Origin of the sequence: Polynucleobacter sp. VK25 (assembly GCF_018687355.1) — a bacterium.
Taxonomy (GTDB): Bacteria; Pseudomonadota; Gammaproteobacteria; order Burkholderiales; family Burkholderiaceae; genus Polynucleobacter.
The window spans coordinates 1,493,836-1,514,695 of sequence record NZ_CP061288.1; the positions used below are offsets into that span (position 1 = coordinate 1,493,836).

Genomic DNA, 20,860 nt, shown 5'->3' on the forward strand with positions numbered 1-20,860 from the left:
TTGGATTTACTAATGTTGTAGTTAACTGCGGATGTTTCTGATTAAGCCGAATGTGGATAAGAGCCAAGGTTCTTATAGAAAGCGGCAACACCTTTTAACTCTTCAAGCGCCTTCACCACTTTTTCATCATCTGCATGGCCGGCAATATCAATATAGAAGTGATATTCCCAAGTGCCCTTACGAGCAGGGCGAGACTCAAAGCGATTCATTGAAACACCATGTTTTGCTAAGGGTGCCAATAGGCGATGCACGGCTCCCGGCTGGTTATCTACTGAAAGCACTAAAGAAGTTTGATCCTTACCAGTAGACGAACATGCGTAATTACCAACCACAACAAAACGGGTACGGTTATGCGGATCATCCTGAATCTGCGCAGCTACTGCTTGCAAGCCATAAGCCTCTTGGGCGGGATCACCAGCAATTGCAGCCAAAGTAGGATCGGCAGCAGCCATGCGAGCTGCTTCTGCATTGCTGCTAACAGCTTGACGCTTTAATTGAGGGGCGTGCACGCTCAACCATTGCTGACATTGAGCTAATGCTTGGGCATGAGCACAGACGGTTGTAACCCCATCTAAATTGCCGCTTTTGGTCAGTAAGTGATGGCGAATGGGTAGCACCACTTCACCGCTAATACGCATTGATGAATCAAGCAACAAATCTAATGTGCGTGAGATAGCACCTTCGCTAGAGTTTTCTACAGGCACTACACCAAATTGCGCCGCGCCCTTCTCCACCGCTTTGAAAACTTCATCTAAGCTTGCACAAGGCAAACCTGCAATGGAGTGCCCAAAGTAGGTTTGCGCTGCTTGCTCTGAAAATGTTCCTACTGGACCAAGATAAGCAATCGCTTGGCGAGCTTCTAGAGCTCTGCATGCAGACATCACTTCACGCCAAATCGCAGCGATACCATCTGGCAGCAATGGACCTTTATTTATTTCTTGCAAACGCGCAACTACTTGGCGCTCACGCTCTGGACGAAATACTGGCGATGAGAAACCACCTTTGACATGGCCAACTTCCTGCGCTGCTTTTGCGCGCTGAGTCAGCAAATCTAAAATTTGCGCATCGAGTGCGTCAATTTTTTCCCGTAAGGGAGCTAAGCGCTGTTCTTCAGTACTCATTAAGCCCGCCTTTCAAAGTCGCGCATAAATTCAATTAAGGCTTTTACACCTTCAATGGGCATCGCGTTATAGATGCTGGCACGCATACCGCCTGCCGCCTTATGGCCCCGCAAGGCAACTAAGCCAGCCGCGTTCGATTGCGCCAAAAACTCTGCATTCAGGTTCTCATCTTTTAAGAAGAAAGTCACGTTCATACGTGAGCGATATTCTTTTGTGACGCGATTTTCATACAAACTGCTTTGATCTAAGAAGCCGTAGAGCAAATCCGCTTTTTCTTGATTACGCTTTTCGATGGCTTTCACGCCACCTTGCTTGAGCAACCACTTAAATCCCAAGCCAGCCATGTAGATTGAGAAAGTCGGTGGCGTATTAATCATGGACTGCGTATTAGCCTGAATAGCCCAATCCCAAATCGTTGGCGTAATACCCATACTGTGACCAATTAAATCTTTGCGAACAATCACAATCGTTACACCAGATGGGCCGATATTTTTCTGCGCACCACCAAACCAAACGGCGCATTGATTGACATCCATCTCTTTAGAGAGAATATTGCTAGAGATATCTGCGACCAGTGGCGTGTTACCTACATCAGGTACATCCGGAAACTCAACACCACCAATGGTTTCATTGGCGCAGTAAAGAACATAGGCAGCATCACTCGATAACTTCCATGAGTCTCTTGAAGGAATCGTATTGAATTTTTCTGCAGCAGAGGAAGCCGCTAGGTTTGCAATACCGTACTTCTGCGCTTCTTTGTAAGATTTATCAGACCATACGCCGGTCACAATGTAATCCGCCTTTGGTCCATTCTTGGCCAAAGGCATGAGGTTCATGGGGATAGCAGCATTCTGACCAAGACCACCGCCTTGCAAGAGCAAGATCTCGTAAGTGTCAGGGATATTCATCAGCGTACGAAGATCTTGAACAACCTCCTCATACACTTCCATGAACTCTTTACTGCGATGACTAATCTCCATCACGCTAGTGCCGAGTCCACGCCAATTGAGCATTTCATCGGCAGCCTGCTTCAGCACCTCTTCTGGCAAAGTAGCAGGCCCCGCAGCGAAATTAAAAATGCGGCGGTCAAAAGTCATGATGTGCTCTAGTCTAGAGGTGACGCTTAAGCGTCACCTGCCGTATCGTCATTAGAGTCGGTTGCTGGATCTACAGATACATCACCTTCTTCTGCGTCATCAGTCTCGTCATCTGAATCGCTTTCAGCGATACGCTGCAAGCCAGATAAGCGTGTACCTTCATCTACGTTAATCAAAGTAACACCTTGAGTAGCGCGACCCATCTCACGGATTTCAGAAACGCGTGTACGCACTAAGACACCGCCAGTAGTAATCAACATGATTTGATCTTCTGGAGATACCAAGGAAGCGGCAACCACTTTACCGTTACGCTCTGAAGTCTGAATCGCAATCATGCCTTTAGTACCACGTCCATGACGAGTGTATTCAGCGATTGGCGTACGTTTGCCGTAACCATTTTCTGTTGCAGTTAACACGCTGCTTGGAATCGCAATACCGTTTGCATCAACTACAGCCGCTTCAACACCTTCTGCAGCCTCCGCTGGAGCAACTAACATCGCAATCACTTGATGACCTTCGCCTAGGTTCATGCCGCGCACACCACGTGCGGTACGACCCATTGGACGAACATCATTCTCGTCAAAGCGCACTGCTTTACCAGCGTCAGAGAACAACATCACATCGTGCTGACCGTCGGTAATCGCTGCGCCAACCAAGAAGTCGTTTTCATTCAAGTCAACCGCAATAATGCCGGCCTTGCGTGGATTAGAGAAGTCAGACAAACGCGTCTTCTTCACGGTACCCAAGCTAGTAGCCATAAAGACATACTGATCGTCTTGATAGCCCTTAATTGGCAGAATCACAGTAATTTTCTCGCCTTCAATCAGCGGGAACATATTAACGATTGGCTTACCGCGAGAAGTGCGACTTCCTTGCGGAACTTCCCAGACCTTGAGCCAATACATACGACCTCGATCAGAGAAGCACAAGATCGTATCGTGGGTATTCGCTACAAAGAGCGTTTCAATCCAATCTTCGTTCTTAGTAGCGGCAGCTTGTTTGCCACGACCACCACGTTTTTGTGCGCGGTATTCACTCAGCGGCTGACTCTTCATATAACCAGTATTTGAAAGCGTCACCACTAAATCTTGTGGCGTAATCAAATCTTCTGTGAAGAGTTCAGTTGCATTCATTTCAATGAATGAACGACGTCCAGTATCACCACCAGCAATACCGAATTCAGATTGCACTTCTTTTAATTCAGACTCAATCACTTGAGTTACACGTTCTGGCTTCGCCAACAAATCCAGTAAGTCAGAAATCTCTGCCATTACTTCTTTGTATTCGTTAACAATCTTGTCTTGCTCAAGGCCAGTCAAGCGTTGTAAACGCATCTGCAAAATTTCTTGCGCTTGACTATCTGACAAACGATACAAGCCAGTAGTTTGCATGCCGTACTCAGGCAACAATCCCTCTGGGCGATAAGCGTTACGGCCGCCTGGCGTATCTGTCTCAGCACGCGCCAACATCTCACGTACCATCGATGAATCCCATGCTTTGCCCATCAACTCTTGCTTAGCAATCACAGGGTTCGCAGCCGCTTTAATAATCGCAATGAACTCATCGATGTTTGCTAACGCAACAGCTAGACCTTCTAAGACGTGACCACGATCGCGTGCTTTACGTAATTCAAAAATCGTGCGACGTGTAACGACTTCGCGACGATGTTGTAGGAAGTACTCCAGCATTTGTTTCAAGTTCAACAAGCGTGGTTGGTTATCTACCAAGGCCACCATGTTCATACCGAAGTTATCTTGTAACTGTGTACTCTTATACAAATTATTGAGAACGACTTCAGGCACTTCACCGCGCTTCAATTCAATGACAACGCGCATACCGGATTTATCTGACTCATCACGTAAATCAGAAATGCCTTCTACTTTTTTCTCATTCACTAACTCAGCGATACGCTCGAGCAAGTTCTTTTTATTCACTTGGTATGGCAACTCGTCAACGATGATTGCCTGACGCGCGCCCTTATCCAAATCTTCAAAGTGGGTTTTGGCACGCATCACAACGCGACCACGACCAGTGCGATAACCCTCACGAACCCCTTGAACACCGTAAATAATGCCGGCAGTCGGGAAATCTGGGGCTGGAATGATCTCGATCAGCTCATCGATCGTGCATTCTGGGTTGTGAAGTACGTGTAAACAGGCTGTAACCACCTCATCCAGGTTATGTGGAGGAATATTGGTTGCCATGCCTACAGCGATGCCAGAGCTGCCATTTATCAGCAAATTAGGCACTTTGGCAGGCAGAATCAGGGGTTCTTTCTCACTACCGTCGTAATTTGGCCCAAAATCGACCGTTTCCTTGTCCAAATCGGCCAAAAGCTCATGGGCTATCTTGCGGAGGCGGATCTCGGTATATCGCATCGCAGCAGCGTTATCGCCGTCTACGGAGCCAAAGTTACCCTGTCCGTCAACCAGCATATAGCGCAGGGAGAAGTCCTGGGCCATCCGAACGATCGTGTCATACACCGCAGAATCACCGTGCGGATGGTATTTACCGATTACATCGCCAACTATACGGGCAGATTTTTTGTAAGCTCGGTTCCAATCGTTGTTTAATTCATACATAGCGAATAAGACCCGGCGGTGAACCGGTTTGAGGCCGTCACGCACGTCTGGCAGGGCTCTGCCGACTATGACGCTCATTGCGTAGTCCAAATAGGACCGCCGCATTTCGTCTTCGAGGGATATTGGTAGTGTTTCTTTAGCGGCTTGTTCCATCTAGAAATAATATCATTTTGATGACAGGTAGGCCCTATGCTAAGATTCTGTCAGTTTGTACGAAATTGAGATGTGTCGCTTTGCAGTTTTTGCATCAAGGTAGGGCGAATTACATTTAAGTTTGACTTTAATTAAAAAAGAGATTTTTGAGGACTAAAAATGAACAAAACCCTAAGAGTGTTGCTCGCTTCTGTTATTACCGTTTCTGCTTCTGCAGCAATGGCTTCTGATAACTGGCAAAACGGCGATGGCGCCCTAAACTGGAAAAACGGCGATGGCACATTGTGCTGGCGCGATAACAACTGGACTCCTGCAACTGCAGCTAAAGGTTGTGACGGTGCTTTGACTGCTGCTCCTGCTGCTTCTGGCGTTAGCCAAAGCAAAATTACTTTGCAAGCTGACACACTTTATGACTTCAACAAGTCTGACTTAAAACCAGAAGGTAAAGCTACTTTGGACAAGATCGCTGCTGACTTGAAGAAAATCAAGTTAGAAGTAATCATTGCTGTTGGTAACACTGACAGCGTTGGTACAGATGCATACAACATGGCCCTCGGTCAGCGTCGTGCTCAGTCAGTTAAGACTTACCTGACAAGCAAAGGTGTTGACGGTAGCCGCATCTACACAGAATCAAAAGGCAAGAGCAATCCAGTTGCATCAAATGCAACTGCTGAAGGCCGCGCTAAGAACCGCCGTACTGACATCGAAGTTGTTGGTACAGCAGCTAAGTAATTCACTTTACTTGTAAAAAAGCCCGCTTCTAGCGGGCTTTTTTATTTCCGCTATATTCATAGACTTCCCTAATAGCCTCACCAATAGCCAACTCATATGAACGTCGACCAGTCAGAAATCGCCAAATTTAGCGCCCTAGCCCATCGCTGGTGGGATCCTAATAGCGAATTCAAGCCTTTACACGCCATCAATCCGCTACGACTCAATTGGATCAAATCCTTTGTCAATTTAGAAGGCAAGAAGGTAGTTGATATTGGTTGTGGCGGCGGCATCTTGGCAGAATCCATTTCCCAGTCAGGTGCAGACACCACCGGCATCGATTTATCCGAAAAAGCCCTCAAGGTTGCTGAATTGCATGCATTGGAAGTAGGTGCAAATCTGACTTACCGCTCCATCTCAGCAGAAGACCTGGCTGACGAGCAACCAGAACAATACGATGTGGTGACCTGCATGGAAATGCTCGAGCACGTTCCCGATCCTGCATCAGTGGTGCGAGCCTGCGCGAAGCTTTGCAAACCTGGTGGTACTTTATTTTTCAGCACCCTCAATCGCAACCCTAAGTCCTACTTATTTGCCATTATTGGCGCTGAATACATCCTGAAATTACTCCCTAAAGGCACCCACGAATACGCTAAATTCATCAAGCCTTCTGAGTTAGTAGCCTTTACTCGCCATGCAGGCTTAGAGATGCTCGGCATGAAAGGTATGAGCTACAACCCACTCACGCAGGTATACAGCCTAGGTGAAGATGTGGATGTTAACTACATGATTGCCGTACGAAAGTAATTGAACAGTGAGTAATCTTTCCAGTCCTTATGCCGGAATCTTTTTTGATTTAGATGGCACATTAGCTGACACAGCACCCGATTTAGTCGCAGCAACCAATAAATTACTGGTTGCACGAAATCTAGCACCTAAACCTTACGAGTTTCTACGCCCCTATGCATCAGCTGGTGCCCGTGGATTACTGGAGGGCGCCTTTGGTATTGCCCCTGATCATGAAGACTTCATCGCATTGCGTGATGAATTTTTCAGTAATTATGAAAAGGCTCTGCTGGTGGACAGTAAATTGTTTGATGGAATTGGTCATTTACTCGATCAAATGGATCAAGCAAAGCTTCCCTGGGGAATTATTACCAACAAAAGTGAGCGCTTTACCAACCCCCTGACAGATCTCATGGGTCTGCGCCAGCGAGCCGTTTCTACCGTTTCTGGCGATACAACACCCTACTCAAAGCCGCATCCAGAGCCCATTTTGCATGCAGCCAGATCTACCAATATCGATCCAACAAAATCAATTTATGTTGGGGACGACATTAGAGACGTTCTCGCTGGTAAAGCGGCTGGGATGAAGACAGTGGCAGCGGCTTATGGTTACTGTGGCTGCAAAGAGCCTCCTGAGGCCTGGGGAGCGGATTACATCGTTAATACTCCACTCGATTTAATGCAAATCATCTTTCCCAACAGGGAATAGACCAAAAGATATTGAGCAATTTAAGGTCGACGGCCTTAAAATAGGGTTTCCTATGCATGAACTCCGGGGTCGACATGGTTTCGACGTGGATTACAAAGCATCAAGGGCATACCGAGGACCCGTTATCTCGTAAATCAATGGGAATGTTTTAACTGCAAACGACGAACGTTTCGCACTAGCCGCTTAATTGCGGTTGCCCCTGAACTGATTCTCTCTTGGGTCAGCTAGCGCAAGCTAGATCAGGGTCATTTACAAGAGATAAGATCATTTCATGTCACGGGGAATGATTCGAAAATTTAGTGGATCGTCAGCGAAGAACGTGTCAGTCCGTGCTTAGCTGATTAAATCAAATGATATGACTAAGTATGTAGAACTTGTTGTGGAGGATTTGCGGACGCGGGTTCGATTCCCGCCGACTCCACCATTTTGAAGTATGTAATAGTCAAACGCCACCTACAACGGTGGCGTTTTTCTTTTCTCAAAAAATCATTGCATGATGAGCATTAATTAAAGTGATAGCTCATGCCAGCCTGAAAATTAAGTGGTGCACCAGCAAAGATTCCATCCGGACTGCGGCTAGATATATATCTCTTATCAAATAGATTATTAATCACTCCAAATACTTTCCAATCTTTATTGATGGCATAGTTGGCACTCCAATTTACCGTAACGTATGAGGGGACCTCGCCTAAAGTTCCGATCTCATTCTCTATTACTGTATTTGCAGAATCAGCATATTGAGTAGATACATAATTGAGGCTTACTAAGGTATTAAAGCTATTCCTTTCATAACTAACACCCAAGTTTGAAGACAGCTTTGGGGTATAGGGAATACGGTTACCATCCCGCCCCAAGGAATTAGTACCCACAAATTTCGCCACTGGGATATAGGTGGCATTGCCGTTAATTCCCCAGCCATGGTCAAACTGATATCCCAATGCAAGCTCAGCCCCCTGATGCAAACTTTTCCCGCCATTGGCTTTAGAGATCCCAGCAGCCAAACTCTGATTCACAATTTGGTTACTAAAGTTCATACTAAACACTGCTGAATCATAAGAAAATCCGCCCGATCGACCGCGCAATCCAAGCTCCATATTAGTTGACCGCTCTGGTGACAACTGTTGATCAACTCCCTTGTCGTCAATCGCAGTAGCTAATTGTGCGGGCGCAAATCCTTTGTAGAGGCTGCCATATACCTGGGCTTGCGGCACTACTTGCCAAGTTGCGCCAATCTGCGGAATAGTCTCTACATTCTTAGTGCTGCCACTTTTATTAGTAATGACATTCGAACGAGTTTGGTTGTAACTTTCAACACGCACCCCTGGTATCAAGGCAAAGTCTTTCGTTAGCAAGAAACGATTCTGGGCGTACATTGCAAGTGAGTTTGCTTTGTTATCCTCATTAAATGAAACTCGACCGGAGTAAGCTGTTGTTTTAGAGTTCACCAACTGATTGATTTGAGATTCAGTATGCAAGCGAATACCAAACTCAGCCTCATTCGCTATCCCGAAAGCCTTATAGGCATGACTTAATCGAGAATCCAAACCCAACATTTGAAACTCACGATTACGACCAACTAAGCAGTCTGAACCCAGATTACAGGGCTTGAAAACGGTAGTATCTTGAGTGCGTTTCACAATACTTTGCCGCCAATAGTCTCGAGATAACTTACTCCAGTACAGCAAGGTATTGATTTTGGTGTCCTGATCAATATCGATCGAGTGATTGATGTCCACAGCGTTTCGTTGAGTGATAAAGCGATCATTGGGTGCTGGATTTGCTTTCATGCCATTGCTGTACTGAGCAGGGCGTAACCCAACATAAGAGGTATTGATATTGTTATCGTAATGGGTGTATTTCAGACTTAACCATTGATTCTGGGCAACTTCTATTCCGCCCTTCATTAAGACGTCATACATCTTGAAGCCATTATCTTGATACCCGTTAGACTCAGATTGAATGAAGTTAATCCCACCAACCGCACCATTCGAAGACGATTTTCCGCCCGCCTCAATCTCTGCCAAACGGTAACCGTAATTTCCTACTTTGCCGGTTAATTTAAAACCATTAGAGGGAGTTTTACTGAGGTAATTAACAACCCCGCCAATATTGGATGGGCCATATTTCAGACCTGATGCACCCTTCAATACCTCAATTCCACCAATGCGTTCAACTGGCGGGCTGTAATAAGAGGCATTTGAGATAAATAGGCTTGGCTGGATTGGAGCGCCATCCTCTAGTAGCAATACTTTTGAACTACGACTCGGATTTAAACCTCGAATACCAATATTTGGAATGGATCCCAGGCCGCCTTCATCACCACGAATATTGACGCCGGGGATCGTCTTTAAGACGTCCTGCAAGGACTGAGGCTGCAACTCCTCCATCCTCTTCTGATTGATGACATCAACCGTTCCTGGAATTTTACTAAGGGCATTTTCCTCACGGCCAACGATATCAATTCTTGGTAATTCAATATCTTGTGCTTTAACCCAGTTTGAAAATGCACTCCCATAAAGTAAAGCAAATGATGAAATCCAGGCAAGCCTGTTTCGAGAACAAAAAACTTCTTGATGCTTCATATACCATCTCCAGTGATAACAACAAAAAATCGCTGGCTATATGCATATGAAAATGCTCTTGCTGGCTAGTAACTGATTTAATTTCTACTTAGTCAAAATGAGCTTTCCTAATTTGGTGATGCGCAATTGATATACATACCCATCATGCAGAATGCAAATCTGCTTCATCTGACCCAATAAGACCTCACTAGAAATTACTTTGGGTAAAAAATGAGTGGATTCGGCGTTGAGAGATTCAAAATTTGAAGTACTTTTCTCGCTCAAAAGCTATCCCTCCAAGGTAAATTGAACGGGAGTCTGAAAGCACTGCAAGGAAAGATTGCCGGAATTGGGGGCCAATGGATTAAATCTCCACTGCGCCAGAGTTCTTAAGGCTGATTGATCTAAACCATGAAAGCCTGAGCTTTTAGAAACGCCAACCTCGCCGACAATGCCTTGTTCATTCACGCAGAGTTTCACCACCACTAAACCCTGCTCGCGAAGTTTCCTGCTGGCCAAAGGGTAATGGGGCTTAGGGCTATATAGAGGCTGCCTAGCTGCATGCCCCATCAAATGACTAGCGCTCTGAGTCCCAACAGGAGATGAAGACCCATCTGCTTGGATAGAACTGAGACTTTCTTTGCTTGAAGATGAATTCTTTTTAAGTGTGATGGACTTTTCTAGCAAAGAGGATGTTGCTCTCTCACCCACCAGATTGAGCGCGAGTACCCCCGGTACGGATGATTGCCCTCCACCAAAAGATCCATATAGGAGACTCATTAAAACCAATAGATGAGAAGCTACCACTCCTGAAATCAGCAAGGCATTTCTAGATAACATACTACAGTGCAAGCCACTTCCTTATAAAGATAAATGAGAAAAACTTAAGTGAACTTACCGATAAAGCTTGTAGTAAGTCGTCTATTGCTCTCAGTGATTTTAAGGACGCTATTCTAGATAAACAACCATGATCCCAATGGGGACGGGACTTGTAGGGCTATTGTGTGTGTTACTACTTTGAGGTCAAACGCCAAAGTGAGGTGATCTCTTTAGATCGCGCAGCATGCAATGCATCTGTTTTATCAAATGCTTTTGGATGTGTCGGCTTCGTATCTAAGCGTGCAATAACTTTTAGGTCAGCCTGCTCAATCCAATCAAGCAGCTCTTGCCTAGTTCGCAAACGTAAGTGCTCGGCCAAGTCAGACAAAATAAGCCAACCTTCACCATTTGGAAGTAGGTGATTTTTTAATCCACTCAAGAAACCCTTCAGCATTTGGCTCTCAGGATCATATACCCCATGCTCTAGTGAGGAGCTTGGCCTTGCTGGAAGCCATGGAGGATTGCAAACAATGAGTGCAGCCCTACCTTCTGGAAAAAGATTGGCTTTCTGTATTTCAATCTGTGTATTGAGGCCCAGTTGATTCATATTGTCTCGGGCGCAGGCAATGGCTCGATCATTTAAATCGGTTGCAATAATTTGCTGAATATCTCGCAGAGCTAAAACAACAGCCAGAACGCCCGTGCCCGTTCCAACATCAAAAGCCACAGAGTTTTGTTTTATAGCTTCTGGCAGCGGGGCTTTCAGAACCAAATCAATATATTCACTGCGCACTGGAGAGAAAACACCATAGTGAGGATGAATACGAACCTCTTCATCACCCCTAGTTAGCACTTGAACACCTGTCTTACGCCACTCATGGGCACTAATGACGCCAAGCAACTCACGCAGTGAGATAACGTAAGGCGCAGTCTGCTCTCCATAGGCCTCTAAACAGGCTTGAGCAACATTGGGAGCACGTCTTAATGGAATGCTGTGATCCCCATTTATCTCTATCAAAATCATTCCCAAAATACGGGCACGCTGTGACTGAGCCAGGCGATGCAAATTGAATGTATCTAGCGGGCTTTTGACTTTATCTTTTGCAACCCTATCGGATCTAGCGGATTTCTTGGAAGGCTTATCAACCCTTCTTGCCAAAGCTTGCAACAGTTGTCTTGCATTCTGAAAATCACCCTTGTAAAGCATTGCCGTACCTTCACAAGCTAAGCGGTAAGCAATATCGGCCGTCAGAGTGTCATCTGCGATCTGTATTTTTTTATGAGGCGCTATGCCATTTTCGGAATGCCACCGAGCTGAACAAACTTGTCCACCCTCTTCCCATTGAAGGCTTGCAGATTGAGTCACCTAAGAAACCACAAAACGATTGTTTTGATAATCATCGATAGCCTGCTCAATCTCCGCACGGGTATTCATTACAAAGGGACCATATTGAACAATGGGCTCATGGAGTGGTAAAGCGGCTAGAACAATAAATTGCGCCCCTGCGGAGCCTGCCTTCGCTTTCAGAAGATCACCATCTCCAAGCACAATCGCAGCCTGCTTTGGCACTTCCCTCATGGGACCACCAAGCTCTAGCTCGCCCTCATAGATATAAACAAAGGCATTAAGCTCTTTGGGAACGCTATGTTCGAATTCGGCATTAGGTGGTAAATGCACATCAAGAAATAATGGTGCAGTGGTAATCCCCTGAATCGGACCTTGCAACTCTTTGTCATTTTGCTTGTATGTTCCAGCGATCACCTTTACCGAACCGCCGTTGGCTAGAGCAATTTTTGGAATATCCTCAACCTGAATATCTTTATACCCAGCAGGCTTCATCTTTTCTTGAGATGGCAAGTTAATCCACAACTGAAAGCCGCGCATGGCACCGCTCACTTGCTGAGGCATCTCAGAGTGAATAATGCCGCGCCCTGCCGTCATCCACTGCACACCACCCGTTTTGAGATGTCCTTGATTACCCAAATGATCCTCATGCAGCATATGACCTTCAAGCATATAGGTCACAGTCTCAAAACCCCGATGAGGGTGGGCCGGAAAGCCCGCAACATAGTCATTCGGATCATTTGAAGAAAACTCATCCAGCATCAAAAAGGGATCTAGCCTGACTTGATTCTGACCCCCAAGACTGCGACGTAATTTGACACCCGCACCATCAGAAGTGGCAATGCCAGGAATGATGGTTTGAATATTACGGATCATGTGTATGAATGCTTTGGTTTAACTTGGTTTGTCTTTAAGCTGGAGGATGATCTTCAGGATTAACATCAAGCGCAATCAAGAAACGAGAAACCATGTTGTATGCAGCAATCACTGTTACCAACTCAACCGTATCAGTACTGCCCAGTGATTTTTGCAGACGCTTCATCAACTCAGGATCTACTTTGATATTGCGCGTCATCTGAAAAGTCAGTTCAGCAGCATCGTTTTCTACCGGAGAGTACAGATTCTTAGGGAAATTGGGTTGACCAATTAAACGTAAACCTTGCACCTGCTCTTCAGTACCGCCAGCCTTTTTAAATGGAGGCGCATGGTGAAAGAATTCATACTCAGCACCATTGAGGACAGCCACCCCACACATTGCCAGCTCACGCAACTTAGGATTCAAAGAAAGATTATTGCGAATCTCGCCAATGAAATGATTCCAACCTTCTGCGATAGGAATGCTATGCAAAAGCATGCGGTCCAAATTAATGAACTGACCGCCGCGCCTCTTGCGAATGGCGGCAACTAACTCAGCTGGCTCTGCCAAATCCATTGGCTGATACGGAATTAAACGTTCTGACATAAATACCTTTTATTAATACTGCTTATTAACGTCTCTTACTGAGCAGTTTCTTTAATGTTGTTTTCAATAACAAACTTACCCCAGATGCCAATCTGCTTGCCAATGAAATCTTGAGCGGCTACAGGTGTTCCTCCAACAATTTGAATTCCTTGAGCCTTAAACTTTTCAGCTACTGCTGGTGTTTTCAAGGCCTTATTTAAAGCCTTATTCATCGCATCTACTACCGCTGGAGGCGTTTTGCCTGGAGCCAATACTGCCCACCATGCTGGAGCACTAAAGCCCGGGAAGCCACTTTCAGCAATCGTTGGCACATTAGGCAAGGATGGTGATCTTTTTGCTGTAGTAATAACCAATGGAATTACGCCGCCACTATCAATATGCGGCTTGACCAAAAATTCTGAGCCTACTGCCAACTCAACCTGGCCACCCAATGCATCTTGCATCAAAGGTCCGCCGCCACGATACGGAATGTGATTCCAATCAAAGCCAGCTTGTTTAGCAAGCCGGGCCATTGCTAAGTGTCCGAGACTTCCAATGCCGATAGAGCCATAACTAAATTGCTTGCCTGTTTTAGAAAGGTCTACCAACTGCTTGAAGCTGGTGATGCCTGACTTCTTACTAGCAACCAAGACCATCGGTGATGTACCCACCAAAATGACAGGCGCAATATCTTTAATCGAGTCGTAGGGAAGCTTATCTTTGAGACTTGGATTAACACCGTGTGTATCAAACACCACAGCGAAGGTATAGCCATCTGGATCTGAGCGCGTCATCGCTGAAGTACCAATCACACCTGATGCTCCGCCAACGTTCTCAACAATGACGTTTTGCTTTAACTCTGACTGCAATGCTGGCGCTAATACACGGGCAACCTGGTCTACCGAACCACCCGGCGGAAATACGGCAATCAAACGAATTGGCTTTTGGGTTGGCCATGTGCCAACACCTGCATTTTGTGCCAAAGCAAAACTGCTAACGCCCAAGACCATCAAAGTGGCTAAGAGGCTGTTTTTAAAGGCTCTTTTAGCCATTTTTGCTAAATCCTGCATGGATTTGTCTCCTATCAATAAGAACTCAAGATTAACACTCCCGCAGCCTATTTGTCCGATAATGCTGTTGTAGCCCAGTGAGAGAAAAATGAAGTCGATTCTAAATATTGCAGCATATTTATTTGTCAGCCTAGATGGCTTGCCAGAGCTGCGCGCCAAAATGCTGGATGAATGCAATGCTCGCCAGCTGAAGGGCACCATCTTATTGACTGGCGAAGGCATCAATATGTTTCTTGCCGGCAAAACAGAGGAGCTGCGCGGTTTCCTAGATTGGCTACGTACCGATGCTCGTTTTGCCCCACTTCAGGCGAAGGAAAGCTGGTCAGAGGATCAGCCTTTCAAAAAAATGCTGATTAAGCTGAAAAATGAAATCATCCGCATGAATCACCCAGCGATTCGCCCAGAGGAAGGTCGCGCTAATTTTATTAGTCCAAAAAAATTGCAAGAGTGGTTAGATCGAGGAACTGATGATTTAGGTCGCCCCGTGGTGATGGTGGATACACGCAATGCTTTTGAAGTTGACTACGGCACCTTTGAAAATGCCTTGCATTTCAATATTGAAAAGTTCACCGAGTTTCCCGCCGCTATTTCCGCCCACAAAGATGAATTAGCAGATAAAACACTAGTCAGCTTTTGTACAGGTGGCATTCGCTGTGAAAAGTCAGGTTTGTATATGCGGGAAATTGGTATGCAGCATAGCTACCAGCTAGAAGGCGGGATTTTGAAGTATTTTGAAGAGGTTGGATCTGCCCATTACCAAGGCAGTTGCTTTGTCTTTGATGAGCGCGAAGCCCTAGAGCCCAGCCTCGATTCCATCCCTGTAGAGCAATCTATTCGGAAAAAGCTCAAAGCCAACGCTTCCTGAGCGAGGTTGGGGGCTTAAATAGTAAAATTACCAGGCAGTACAAAACTAACAAACAACAACAATTCGGACTCGAGACATGTCTAATACGATTAATCGGCAAAAGCCGATTTTTTTATCATCCCTTCTCTTTACATTTCTGGGAATGGCAATTCACCTTAACGCACATGCACAAAGTGCAGTACCAGCCTATCCCGTTAAACCTATCAAACTGATTGCACCAGTTGCTGCTGGTGGCGGACTCGATAATATTGCGCGTGCTGTTGCGGAGAAACTCTCCCGCTCAATTGGTCAAACAGTCGTTGTAGAAAATATGGGTGGTGGTGGTGGCTCTATTGCATCACAAGCAACTGCTAAAGCACCGGCCGATGGTTACACCCTCATGGTTGCGTATGTTGGGACGCATGGCACAAACCCTGCCGTCCGCAAGCTCCCTTATGACGCTATTAAAGATTTCACCCCTATCGGGATGATTGGCGCAACACCCAATGTTCTGATCATTAACCCTGATCTACCAATCAAAAACTTTAAAGAGTTTGTCGATTACGCAAAAAAGAATCCCGCTAAATTAAGCTACGGTTCCGCTGGCCCCGGAACGCTTACTCACCTGGGGATGGAGCAACTGAAGTTAGCTGCAGGAATATTTATGGTCCATGTGCCCTATCGTGGCGTGGGCCCTGCATATACCGACTTGTTGGCTGGTCAAACTCAGGCAATGTTCCCCACCCTATTTGCAGCGCTGCCTTACATCAACACCAACCGTGTACGCGGCCTTGCAGTCACTGGCTCTAAGCGGAGTTCAGCTGCACCCAATATTCCCACCTTTAAAGAATTGGGCTATAACGGCTTTGATGGCCAGCAATGGTATGGCTTGGTTGGTCCAGCTAACTTACCACCCGCTATCGTTGCCAAGCTCAATGCTGAACTCAATAAAGTTCTTGCATTACCCGACTTCTCAGAAAAAATGACGAATGAAGCGATGACATTGATGCCAATGACGCCTCCTCAATTTACCAATTACATCAAAGAAGATATTGCACGCTGGGCCAAGGTTGCCAAAGACCGCAATATTGAAATCGATTAATTTTCAAACCCACTTATTTAAAAATACTCACACTTATTCATAGGATCTTTTATATGTCTCATGCTATTACCGCTGCAGCCGATCTCAACGCACCACCAGTTACTAAAATATTGGCAGAGTTTGTTAACGCTCATCCAAGTCAGGGCTGGACTCCAGAGGTTGAGCATGAAGCACATCGTACTTTCTTAAACTGGCTTGGTTGCGCTATCGGCGCAGCAAATCATGAGAGTGTCGAATCTTCATTGGCCGCTATCCGTGAATTTCAACCTGCGGCACAAGCTAGCATTCTTGGTCGTAAAGACAAAGTGGATATGGGTGGCGCTGCGCTGATTAACGGCATTAGCTCACATACTTTTGACTTTGATGACACCCACCTCAAGACCGTGATTCATCCAGCAGGTCCAGTAGCATCGGCAATCCTAGCGTTGGGTGAACACATTGGCGCCAATGGTCGTCAAATAATTGACTCCCTTGTTCTCGGAATTGATGTTGCCTGCCGTGTTGGTAATGCGATGTATCCAGACCACTACCATCGCGGATGGCACATCACTGGATCAACCGGCATGCTCGGCTCTGCAGCTGCATGCTCACGACTTATGGGTCTTGATCTTCAAAAGACAACAATGGCTCTAGGTATTGCCGCCTCACAACCCGTTGGTATGCGTGAGCAATTTGGCACCATGACCAAACCCTTTCATCCAGGTGGGGCTGCCCGTGCAGGACAACTTTCTGCGTTGCTAGCAAAACATGGTTTTACTGCGAGTCCTAAAGCTCTTGAGGCTGGTCGTGGCTATATGCAGACAGTATCCACTAAATGCGATTGGTCAGAAATTGATCGTGCATTAGGAAAGTCTTTCGAAATCTCCTTAAATACCTACAAGCCTTTTGCTTGTGGCATCGTGATTCACCCAGCGATTGATGCCTGCGCACAATTACGCGCCCAAGGCGTTAATGCAGAAGATGTAGAACGCATTGAGCTACGTGTTCACCCACTAGTACTTGAACTCACTGGCAAGAAAACACCTAAAGATGGTTTAGAAGGCAAGTTCAGCGTGTATCACGGCTGCGCTGTAGGGTTGATTTTTGGTCAAGCCGGCGAAGGCGAGTATGCCGATGACATCGTAAACCGCCCTGATGTTGTAGCTTTGCGCGCCAAGGTTAATGCCACTACGGATACCTCCATTAGTGAAGCATCCGTTGACGTTACAGCCTTCCTAAAGAATGGCAAAGAAGTGCATATTTTCGTGAAGAATGCGATTGGCTCTGTTGAGAACCCAATGAGCGATGCCAACTTGGAACAAAAGTTCACTAGCCTGGCAGAACCTATCATAGGCAAAGAGAAAACTCGTCAACTGATTTCTGCGCTGTGGAAACTTGGACAGGCACCAGATCTCAAGCAAATTCTCAGCCTTTGCACTCCAGACTAATTTCATCCGAAAGTTTTTTCCATCTATGGCTTCATTACCAAATATCGTTGTTCTTGGTGACTATGAGCGTGCACTGCGCCGTTTCTCTAACTGGGATAAGTTAGAGAAACAAGCAAATCTCGCTATTCATCACGAGCCTTTGCGTGATGAGGCTCTGTATGAAGCTGTAAAAGATGCAGATGCTATTGCGATAGTGAGAGATCGCTCCCCATTTAATGAGGCGATGATTGCACGCCTACCTAAACTCAAGTTTTTAATGTTTACTGGTGAGCGCAATGGCACCCTTGAAGCATCAGCCTTGGTTTCCAGGGGTATTCCGATGGGCTGCACACCTGGCGGCCCCTCAAAAGAAACAACCGCCGAACTGACTTGGGCTCTCATTTTGGGCGCCTCCAAGCGCCTCATTGAAGAGAATAAATTGATTGCCTCAGGGGGCTGGCGTGATGCCATGTCAGTTTTACCAATGCTCTCTGGCGAACGTTTAGGGATCATGGGCCTAGGCGCTATTGGTAGTCGCGTAGCCCGCGTTGGCGCGGCCTTTGGTATGGAAGTAGTTGCATGGAGTCCTCGCATGACTCCCGAACGTGCTGCTGCTGAAAATGCAAAAGCAGTTAGCCTGGATGAGCTCCTAAAAACTTCTAAAGTAGTGTCTATGCACCTGGTAGCCGGCCCTGGCACCAAGGGTCTCATTAGTGCAGATCAATTGGCGCTCATGCGCCCAGATTCAATCCTCGTAAACACTTCACGCGCCGCATTAATCAACATGCCTGATCTACAAAAGGCATTGGCTGAAGGCAGGCCTGGTCAAGCAGCGGTGGATGTCTTTGATGTAGAACCTCTGCCAGAAAAAGATATGCTTCGTAATACCCCAAATCTTTTGGTAACGCCGCATCTTGGATTTATTGCAGAACCTATTTTTGCAACGTTCTCCAAAGGGATTACCGAAACCCTTGAAGCTTGGTTAGAAAATAAACCCGTGCCACATCCTTTTAAGCCTCAGTAATATTTCAGAACAATATATTGATGTCCAATCAACCCAAGACACTTACCCCCAAGCAGCTCTTTATTGGGTTTAGCAAAATTGGGATATCTGGATTTGGTGGCGTACTACCTTGGGCACGACGTACCATTGTTGAACAAGAAAAATGGCTCACGCCCGAAGAATTTAACGCCATGCTTGGGATCTGCCAAATTGTCCCCGGACCTAATATTGTGAATCTGGGTGTTTGTGTGGGTAGTCGCTTTGCTGGTGTACCCGGTGCATTCGCAGCAGTACTAGGCTTATTGCTGGCCCCCTTAACCCTAGTCATACTGCTCGGTATTTTGTATGACCACTACAGCTATATGCCCGTCGTTCAAGGATTACTCAGAGGCATCTCCGCGGTTGGAGTCGGTCTTATTGCAAGCACAGGCTTCAAGATGATGCGCGCCGAACTAAATTACCCGCCCATGCTCTCCGTGATTTTCTTGACAATATTGGCAGCGACCTATTTTCACTTAGGTCTTGGTTGGGTAGTATTGCTTGCCTCACCACTGGCATTCTTTCTGGCATGGAAGAAGGTGAAAAAGTGATCGGCACCCTCCTTAGTCTGTTTCTCAAGCTATCCGCTTTTTCCTTAGTAGCGTTTGGTGGCATCAATGCACTCCTACCCATACTCTATGATCTATCAGTAAATCAAGAGCATTGGCTTAATAGCCAAACCTTTGCCGATTACTTTGCAATTGCACAAGCCTCTCCCGGGCCCAACCTGATGACCGTAACACTCATTGGCTGGAAGGTAGGGGGCGTTATCGGAGCAATCGTTGCTACCCTGGCTATTGCCTGGCCCTCCTCAATCATGATCTATTTCTTGCAGCGCTTCATCTTAGGCATGCAGGATATTCAAAAACAAAAAATGATTGAATCGGCTGCTGGCGCTTTAGCGGTTGGCTTGATCTTATCTGCGGCCTGGATAATCGCCCTCCAGATTAATACGGGTATTGCTGCTTATTTATTGACCTTTAGCACAATTGCGATTACCTTATTCACACGCTGGCACCCACTCTACCTAATAGCTATTGGGGGAATTTTGGGTGTTCTAGGATTTATTTAAACGCCTCATGGAAAAGATATGCGACTAATTCAATACATCACCGTCTTCATAGCAAGCTTTCTCTCTATTTTCTGCAATACGTCTTTTGCACAAAGCAATTACCCAAACAAACCCATTAACTTCATCGTGCCCTACGGCGCTGGTGGTGGCGCAGACTCACGTAGTCGTCAAATTGCTCAAAAGATGAGCGTCATTCTCAAGCAACCGATCATTGTGGATAACAAGCCTGGTGCTGGCGGCAATATTGGTACTGAATATATTTCTCGAGCTGCGCCAGATGGCTACACCATTGGTATGGGGAACTTTGCGCCAATGGCAGTCAACAAAACCCTCTTTGGTAATTTACGTTATGACCCAGAAACAGATCTCACGCCGATTGTTCTCGTTGAAAAAGGACCGCTGGTATTGGTAGTCAACCCTAGCTCGCCCTACAAAACAGTGCAAGATATCGTTGCGGCCGCTAAAGCCAAGCCGGGTGCGCTCACTTTCTCATCAGGTGGTATTGGTGGCAGCCATCAACTCTCTGCTGAAATCTTTGAGCAGAATGCTGGCATTGAAATGATTCACGTTCCTTATAAGAGTGGCTCCGCAGGATTAACTGACCTCATGGCTGGAAACGTAACGATGATGTTTGATCAAATGTATTCTGCAATGCCGAGTATCAAGGCAGATAAATTGCGTCCGATTGCAATTACTAGCAAGAAGCGCTCACCACTACTGCCAAACGTACCAAGCTTTACTGAAGTTGGCTACCCAAAGGTTGAAGTGCTGAACTGGCAAGGTTTGATCGCGCCCAACGGAACGCCAAAAGCGATTATTGATAAATTAAATGCCGCTGCAAATGAGGCGCTTAAAGATCCTCAATTACGCGAACTGATGCTGTCACAAGGAAATGAAATTGGTGGCGGAAGTCCAGCTGAGTTCGCTGCTTTAATCAAAGCAGAATCCCAAAAATGGAGTGCTGTTGTTAAAACAGCTAACATCAAACCAGAATAAAAA

The 20,860-nt window shown here is 46.1% G+C and carries 20 protein-coding genes and 1 other RNA gene; 11 read left to right on the forward strand and 10 right to left on the reverse strand.

Annotation, left to right across the window (positions count from 1 at the left end; all coding sequences use genetic code 11):
* Window positions 1–41 precede the first annotated feature (41 nt).
* Genes pheA through gyrA form a run of 3 tightly spaced genes read right to left on the reverse strand, consistent with a single transcriptional unit; the run spans window position 42 to window position 4,953 of the window.
* Entirely contained in the window at window positions 42–1,121 is a 1,080-nt protein-coding gene (pheA, locus tag AOC21_RS07500; protein WP_215391383.1) for a prephenate dehydratase, read from the reverse strand.
* A complete protein-coding gene (gene serC, locus AOC21_RS07505) occupies window positions 1,121–2,218 on the reverse strand; it encodes a 3-phosphoserine/phosphohydroxythreonine transaminase (protein ID WP_215391384.1) in 1,098 nt (365 codons plus the stop codon). Before serC ends, pheA begins: the two co-directional genes overlap by 1 nt.
* Window positions 2,219–2,244: 26 nt before the next feature.
* Entirely contained in the window at window positions 2,245–4,953 is a 2,709-nt protein-coding gene (gene gyrA / locus AOC21_RS07510; protein WP_215391385.1) for a DNA gyrase subunit A, read from the reverse strand.
* A 159-nt stretch (window positions 4,954–5,112) separates the two neighbouring features.
* On the opposite strand from gyrA, the gene ompA reads away from it, so the two are divergent.
* The 4 genes from ompA to ssrA all read left to right on the forward strand — a co-directional run bounded on the left by ompA (window position 5,113) and on the right by ssrA (window position 7,583).
* Window positions 5,113–5,685, forward strand: a complete 573-nt coding sequence (gene ompA / locus AOC21_RS07515; RefSeq protein ID WP_215391386.1) for an outer membrane protein OmpA — start codon at window positions 5,113–5,115, stop codon at window positions 5,683–5,685.
* 96 nt (window positions 5,686–5,781) lie between these two features.
* Window positions 5,782–6,471 (forward strand): bifunctional 2-polyprenyl-6-hydroxyphenol methylase/3-demethylubiquinol 3-O-methyltransferase UbiG, encoded by a 690-nt coding sequence (gene ubiG / locus AOC21_RS07520; protein WP_215391387.1) that lies wholly within the window; start codon window positions 5,782–5,784, stop codon window positions 6,469–6,471.
* 7 nt (window positions 6,472–6,478) lie between these two features.
* Window positions 6,479–7,159 carry an HAD family hydrolase gene (locus AOC21_RS07525; RefSeq protein WP_215391388.1) on the forward strand — a complete coding sequence of 227 codons (681 nt, stop codon included), beginning with the start codon at window positions 6,479–6,481 and terminating at the stop codon, window positions 7,157–7,159.
* Between the two features lie 65 nt (window positions 7,160–7,224).
* Window positions 7,225–7,583: a transfer-messenger RNA gene (ssrA, locus tag AOC21_RS07530) on the forward strand.
* A 79-nt stretch (window positions 7,584–7,662) separates the two neighbouring features.
* Here ssrA and AOC21_RS07535 read toward each other — a convergent pair.
* The 7 genes from AOC21_RS07535 to AOC21_RS07565 form a co-directional block, all read right to left on the reverse strand.
* On the reverse strand, window positions 7,663–9,741 hold the full coding sequence (locus tag AOC21_RS07535) for a TonB-dependent receptor domain-containing protein (protein ID WP_215391389.1): 2,079 nt from the start codon (window positions 9,739–9,741) through the stop codon (window positions 7,663–7,665).
* Window positions 9,742–9,825: 84 nt separating this feature from the next.
* Entirely contained in the window at window positions 9,826–10,005 is a 180-nt protein-coding gene (gene hemP / locus AOC21_RS10155; protein ID WP_251371480.1) for a hemin uptake protein HemP, read from the reverse strand.
* Window positions 10,006–10,008: 3 nt separating this feature from the next.
* Window positions 10,009–10,500: an energy transducer TonB gene (locus tag AOC21_RS07545; protein WP_215391390.1), complete on the reverse strand. Its 492-nt coding sequence runs from the start codon at window positions 10,498–10,500 to the stop codon at window positions 10,009–10,011.
* A gap of 232 nt (window positions 10,501–10,732) precedes the next feature.
* Complete coding sequence (locus AOC21_RS07550; protein ID WP_215391391.1) at window positions 10,733–11,905, reverse strand: class I SAM-dependent methyltransferase; 1,173 nt, start codon at window positions 11,903–11,905, stop codon at window positions 10,733–10,735.
* On the reverse strand, window positions 11,906–12,760 hold the full coding sequence (locus tag AOC21_RS07555) for a pirin family protein (RefSeq protein WP_215391392.1): 855 nt from the start codon (window positions 12,758–12,760) through the stop codon (window positions 11,906–11,908).
* A gap of 34 nt (window positions 12,761–12,794) precedes the next feature.
* The gene (locus tag AOC21_RS07560; RefSeq protein WP_215391393.1) at window positions 12,795–13,346 is read right to left on the reverse strand and encodes a carboxymuconolactone decarboxylase family protein; all 552 of its coding nucleotides are present in this window, start codon (window positions 13,344–13,346) and stop codon (window positions 12,795–12,797) included.
* Between the two features lie 35 nt (window positions 13,347–13,381).
* Window positions 13,382–14,395 carry a tripartite tricarboxylate transporter substrate binding protein gene (locus AOC21_RS07565; protein ID WP_215391394.1) on the reverse strand — a complete coding sequence of 338 codons (1,014 nt, stop codon included), beginning with the start codon at window positions 14,393–14,395 and terminating at the stop codon, window positions 13,382–13,384.
* 88 nt (window positions 14,396–14,483) lie between these two features.
* Here AOC21_RS07565 and AOC21_RS07570 point away from each other — a divergent pair, with 88 nt between their 5' ends.
* From AOC21_RS07570 to AOC21_RS07600, 7 genes are all read left to right on the forward strand, one after another.
* The gene (locus tag AOC21_RS07570; protein ID WP_215391395.1) at window positions 14,484–15,260 is read left to right on the forward strand and encodes a sulfurtransferase; all 777 of its coding nucleotides are present in this window, start codon (window positions 14,484–14,486) and stop codon (window positions 15,258–15,260) included.
* 76 nt (window positions 15,261–15,336) lie between these two features.
* A complete protein-coding gene (locus tag AOC21_RS07575) occupies window positions 15,337–16,341 on the forward strand; it encodes a tripartite tricarboxylate transporter substrate binding protein (protein ID WP_251371481.1) in 1,005 nt (334 codons plus the stop codon).
* Between the two features lie 53 nt (window positions 16,342–16,394).
* Window positions 16,395–17,768: an MmgE/PrpD family protein gene (locus AOC21_RS07580; protein WP_215391396.1), complete on the forward strand. Its 1,374-nt coding sequence runs from the start codon at window positions 16,395–16,397 to the stop codon at window positions 17,766–17,768.
* Between the two features lie 25 nt (window positions 17,769–17,793).
* The gene (locus AOC21_RS07585; RefSeq protein ID WP_215391397.1) at window positions 17,794–18,771 is read left to right on the forward strand and encodes a D-2-hydroxyacid dehydrogenase family protein; all 978 of its coding nucleotides are present in this window, start codon (window positions 17,794–17,796) and stop codon (window positions 18,769–18,771) included.
* 20 nt (window positions 18,772–18,791) lie between these two features.
* Complete coding sequence (locus tag AOC21_RS07590) at window positions 18,792–19,340, forward strand: chromate transporter (RefSeq protein ID WP_215391398.1); 549 nt, start codon at window positions 18,792–18,794, stop codon at window positions 19,338–19,340.
* Window positions 19,277–19,861 carry a chromate transporter gene (locus tag AOC21_RS07595; protein WP_251371482.1) on the forward strand — a complete coding sequence of 195 codons (585 nt, stop codon included), beginning with the start codon at window positions 19,277–19,279 and terminating at the stop codon, window positions 19,859–19,861. The genes AOC21_RS07590 and AOC21_RS07595 overlap by 64 nt, the downstream gene beginning before the upstream one ends.
* An 18-nt stretch (window positions 19,862–19,879) precedes the next feature.
* Window positions 19,880–20,857, forward strand: a complete 978-nt coding sequence (locus AOC21_RS07600; protein WP_215391399.1) for a tripartite tricarboxylate transporter substrate binding protein — start codon at window positions 19,880–19,882, stop codon at window positions 20,855–20,857.
* The last annotated feature ends 3 nt before the right edge of the window (window positions 20,858–20,860 follow it).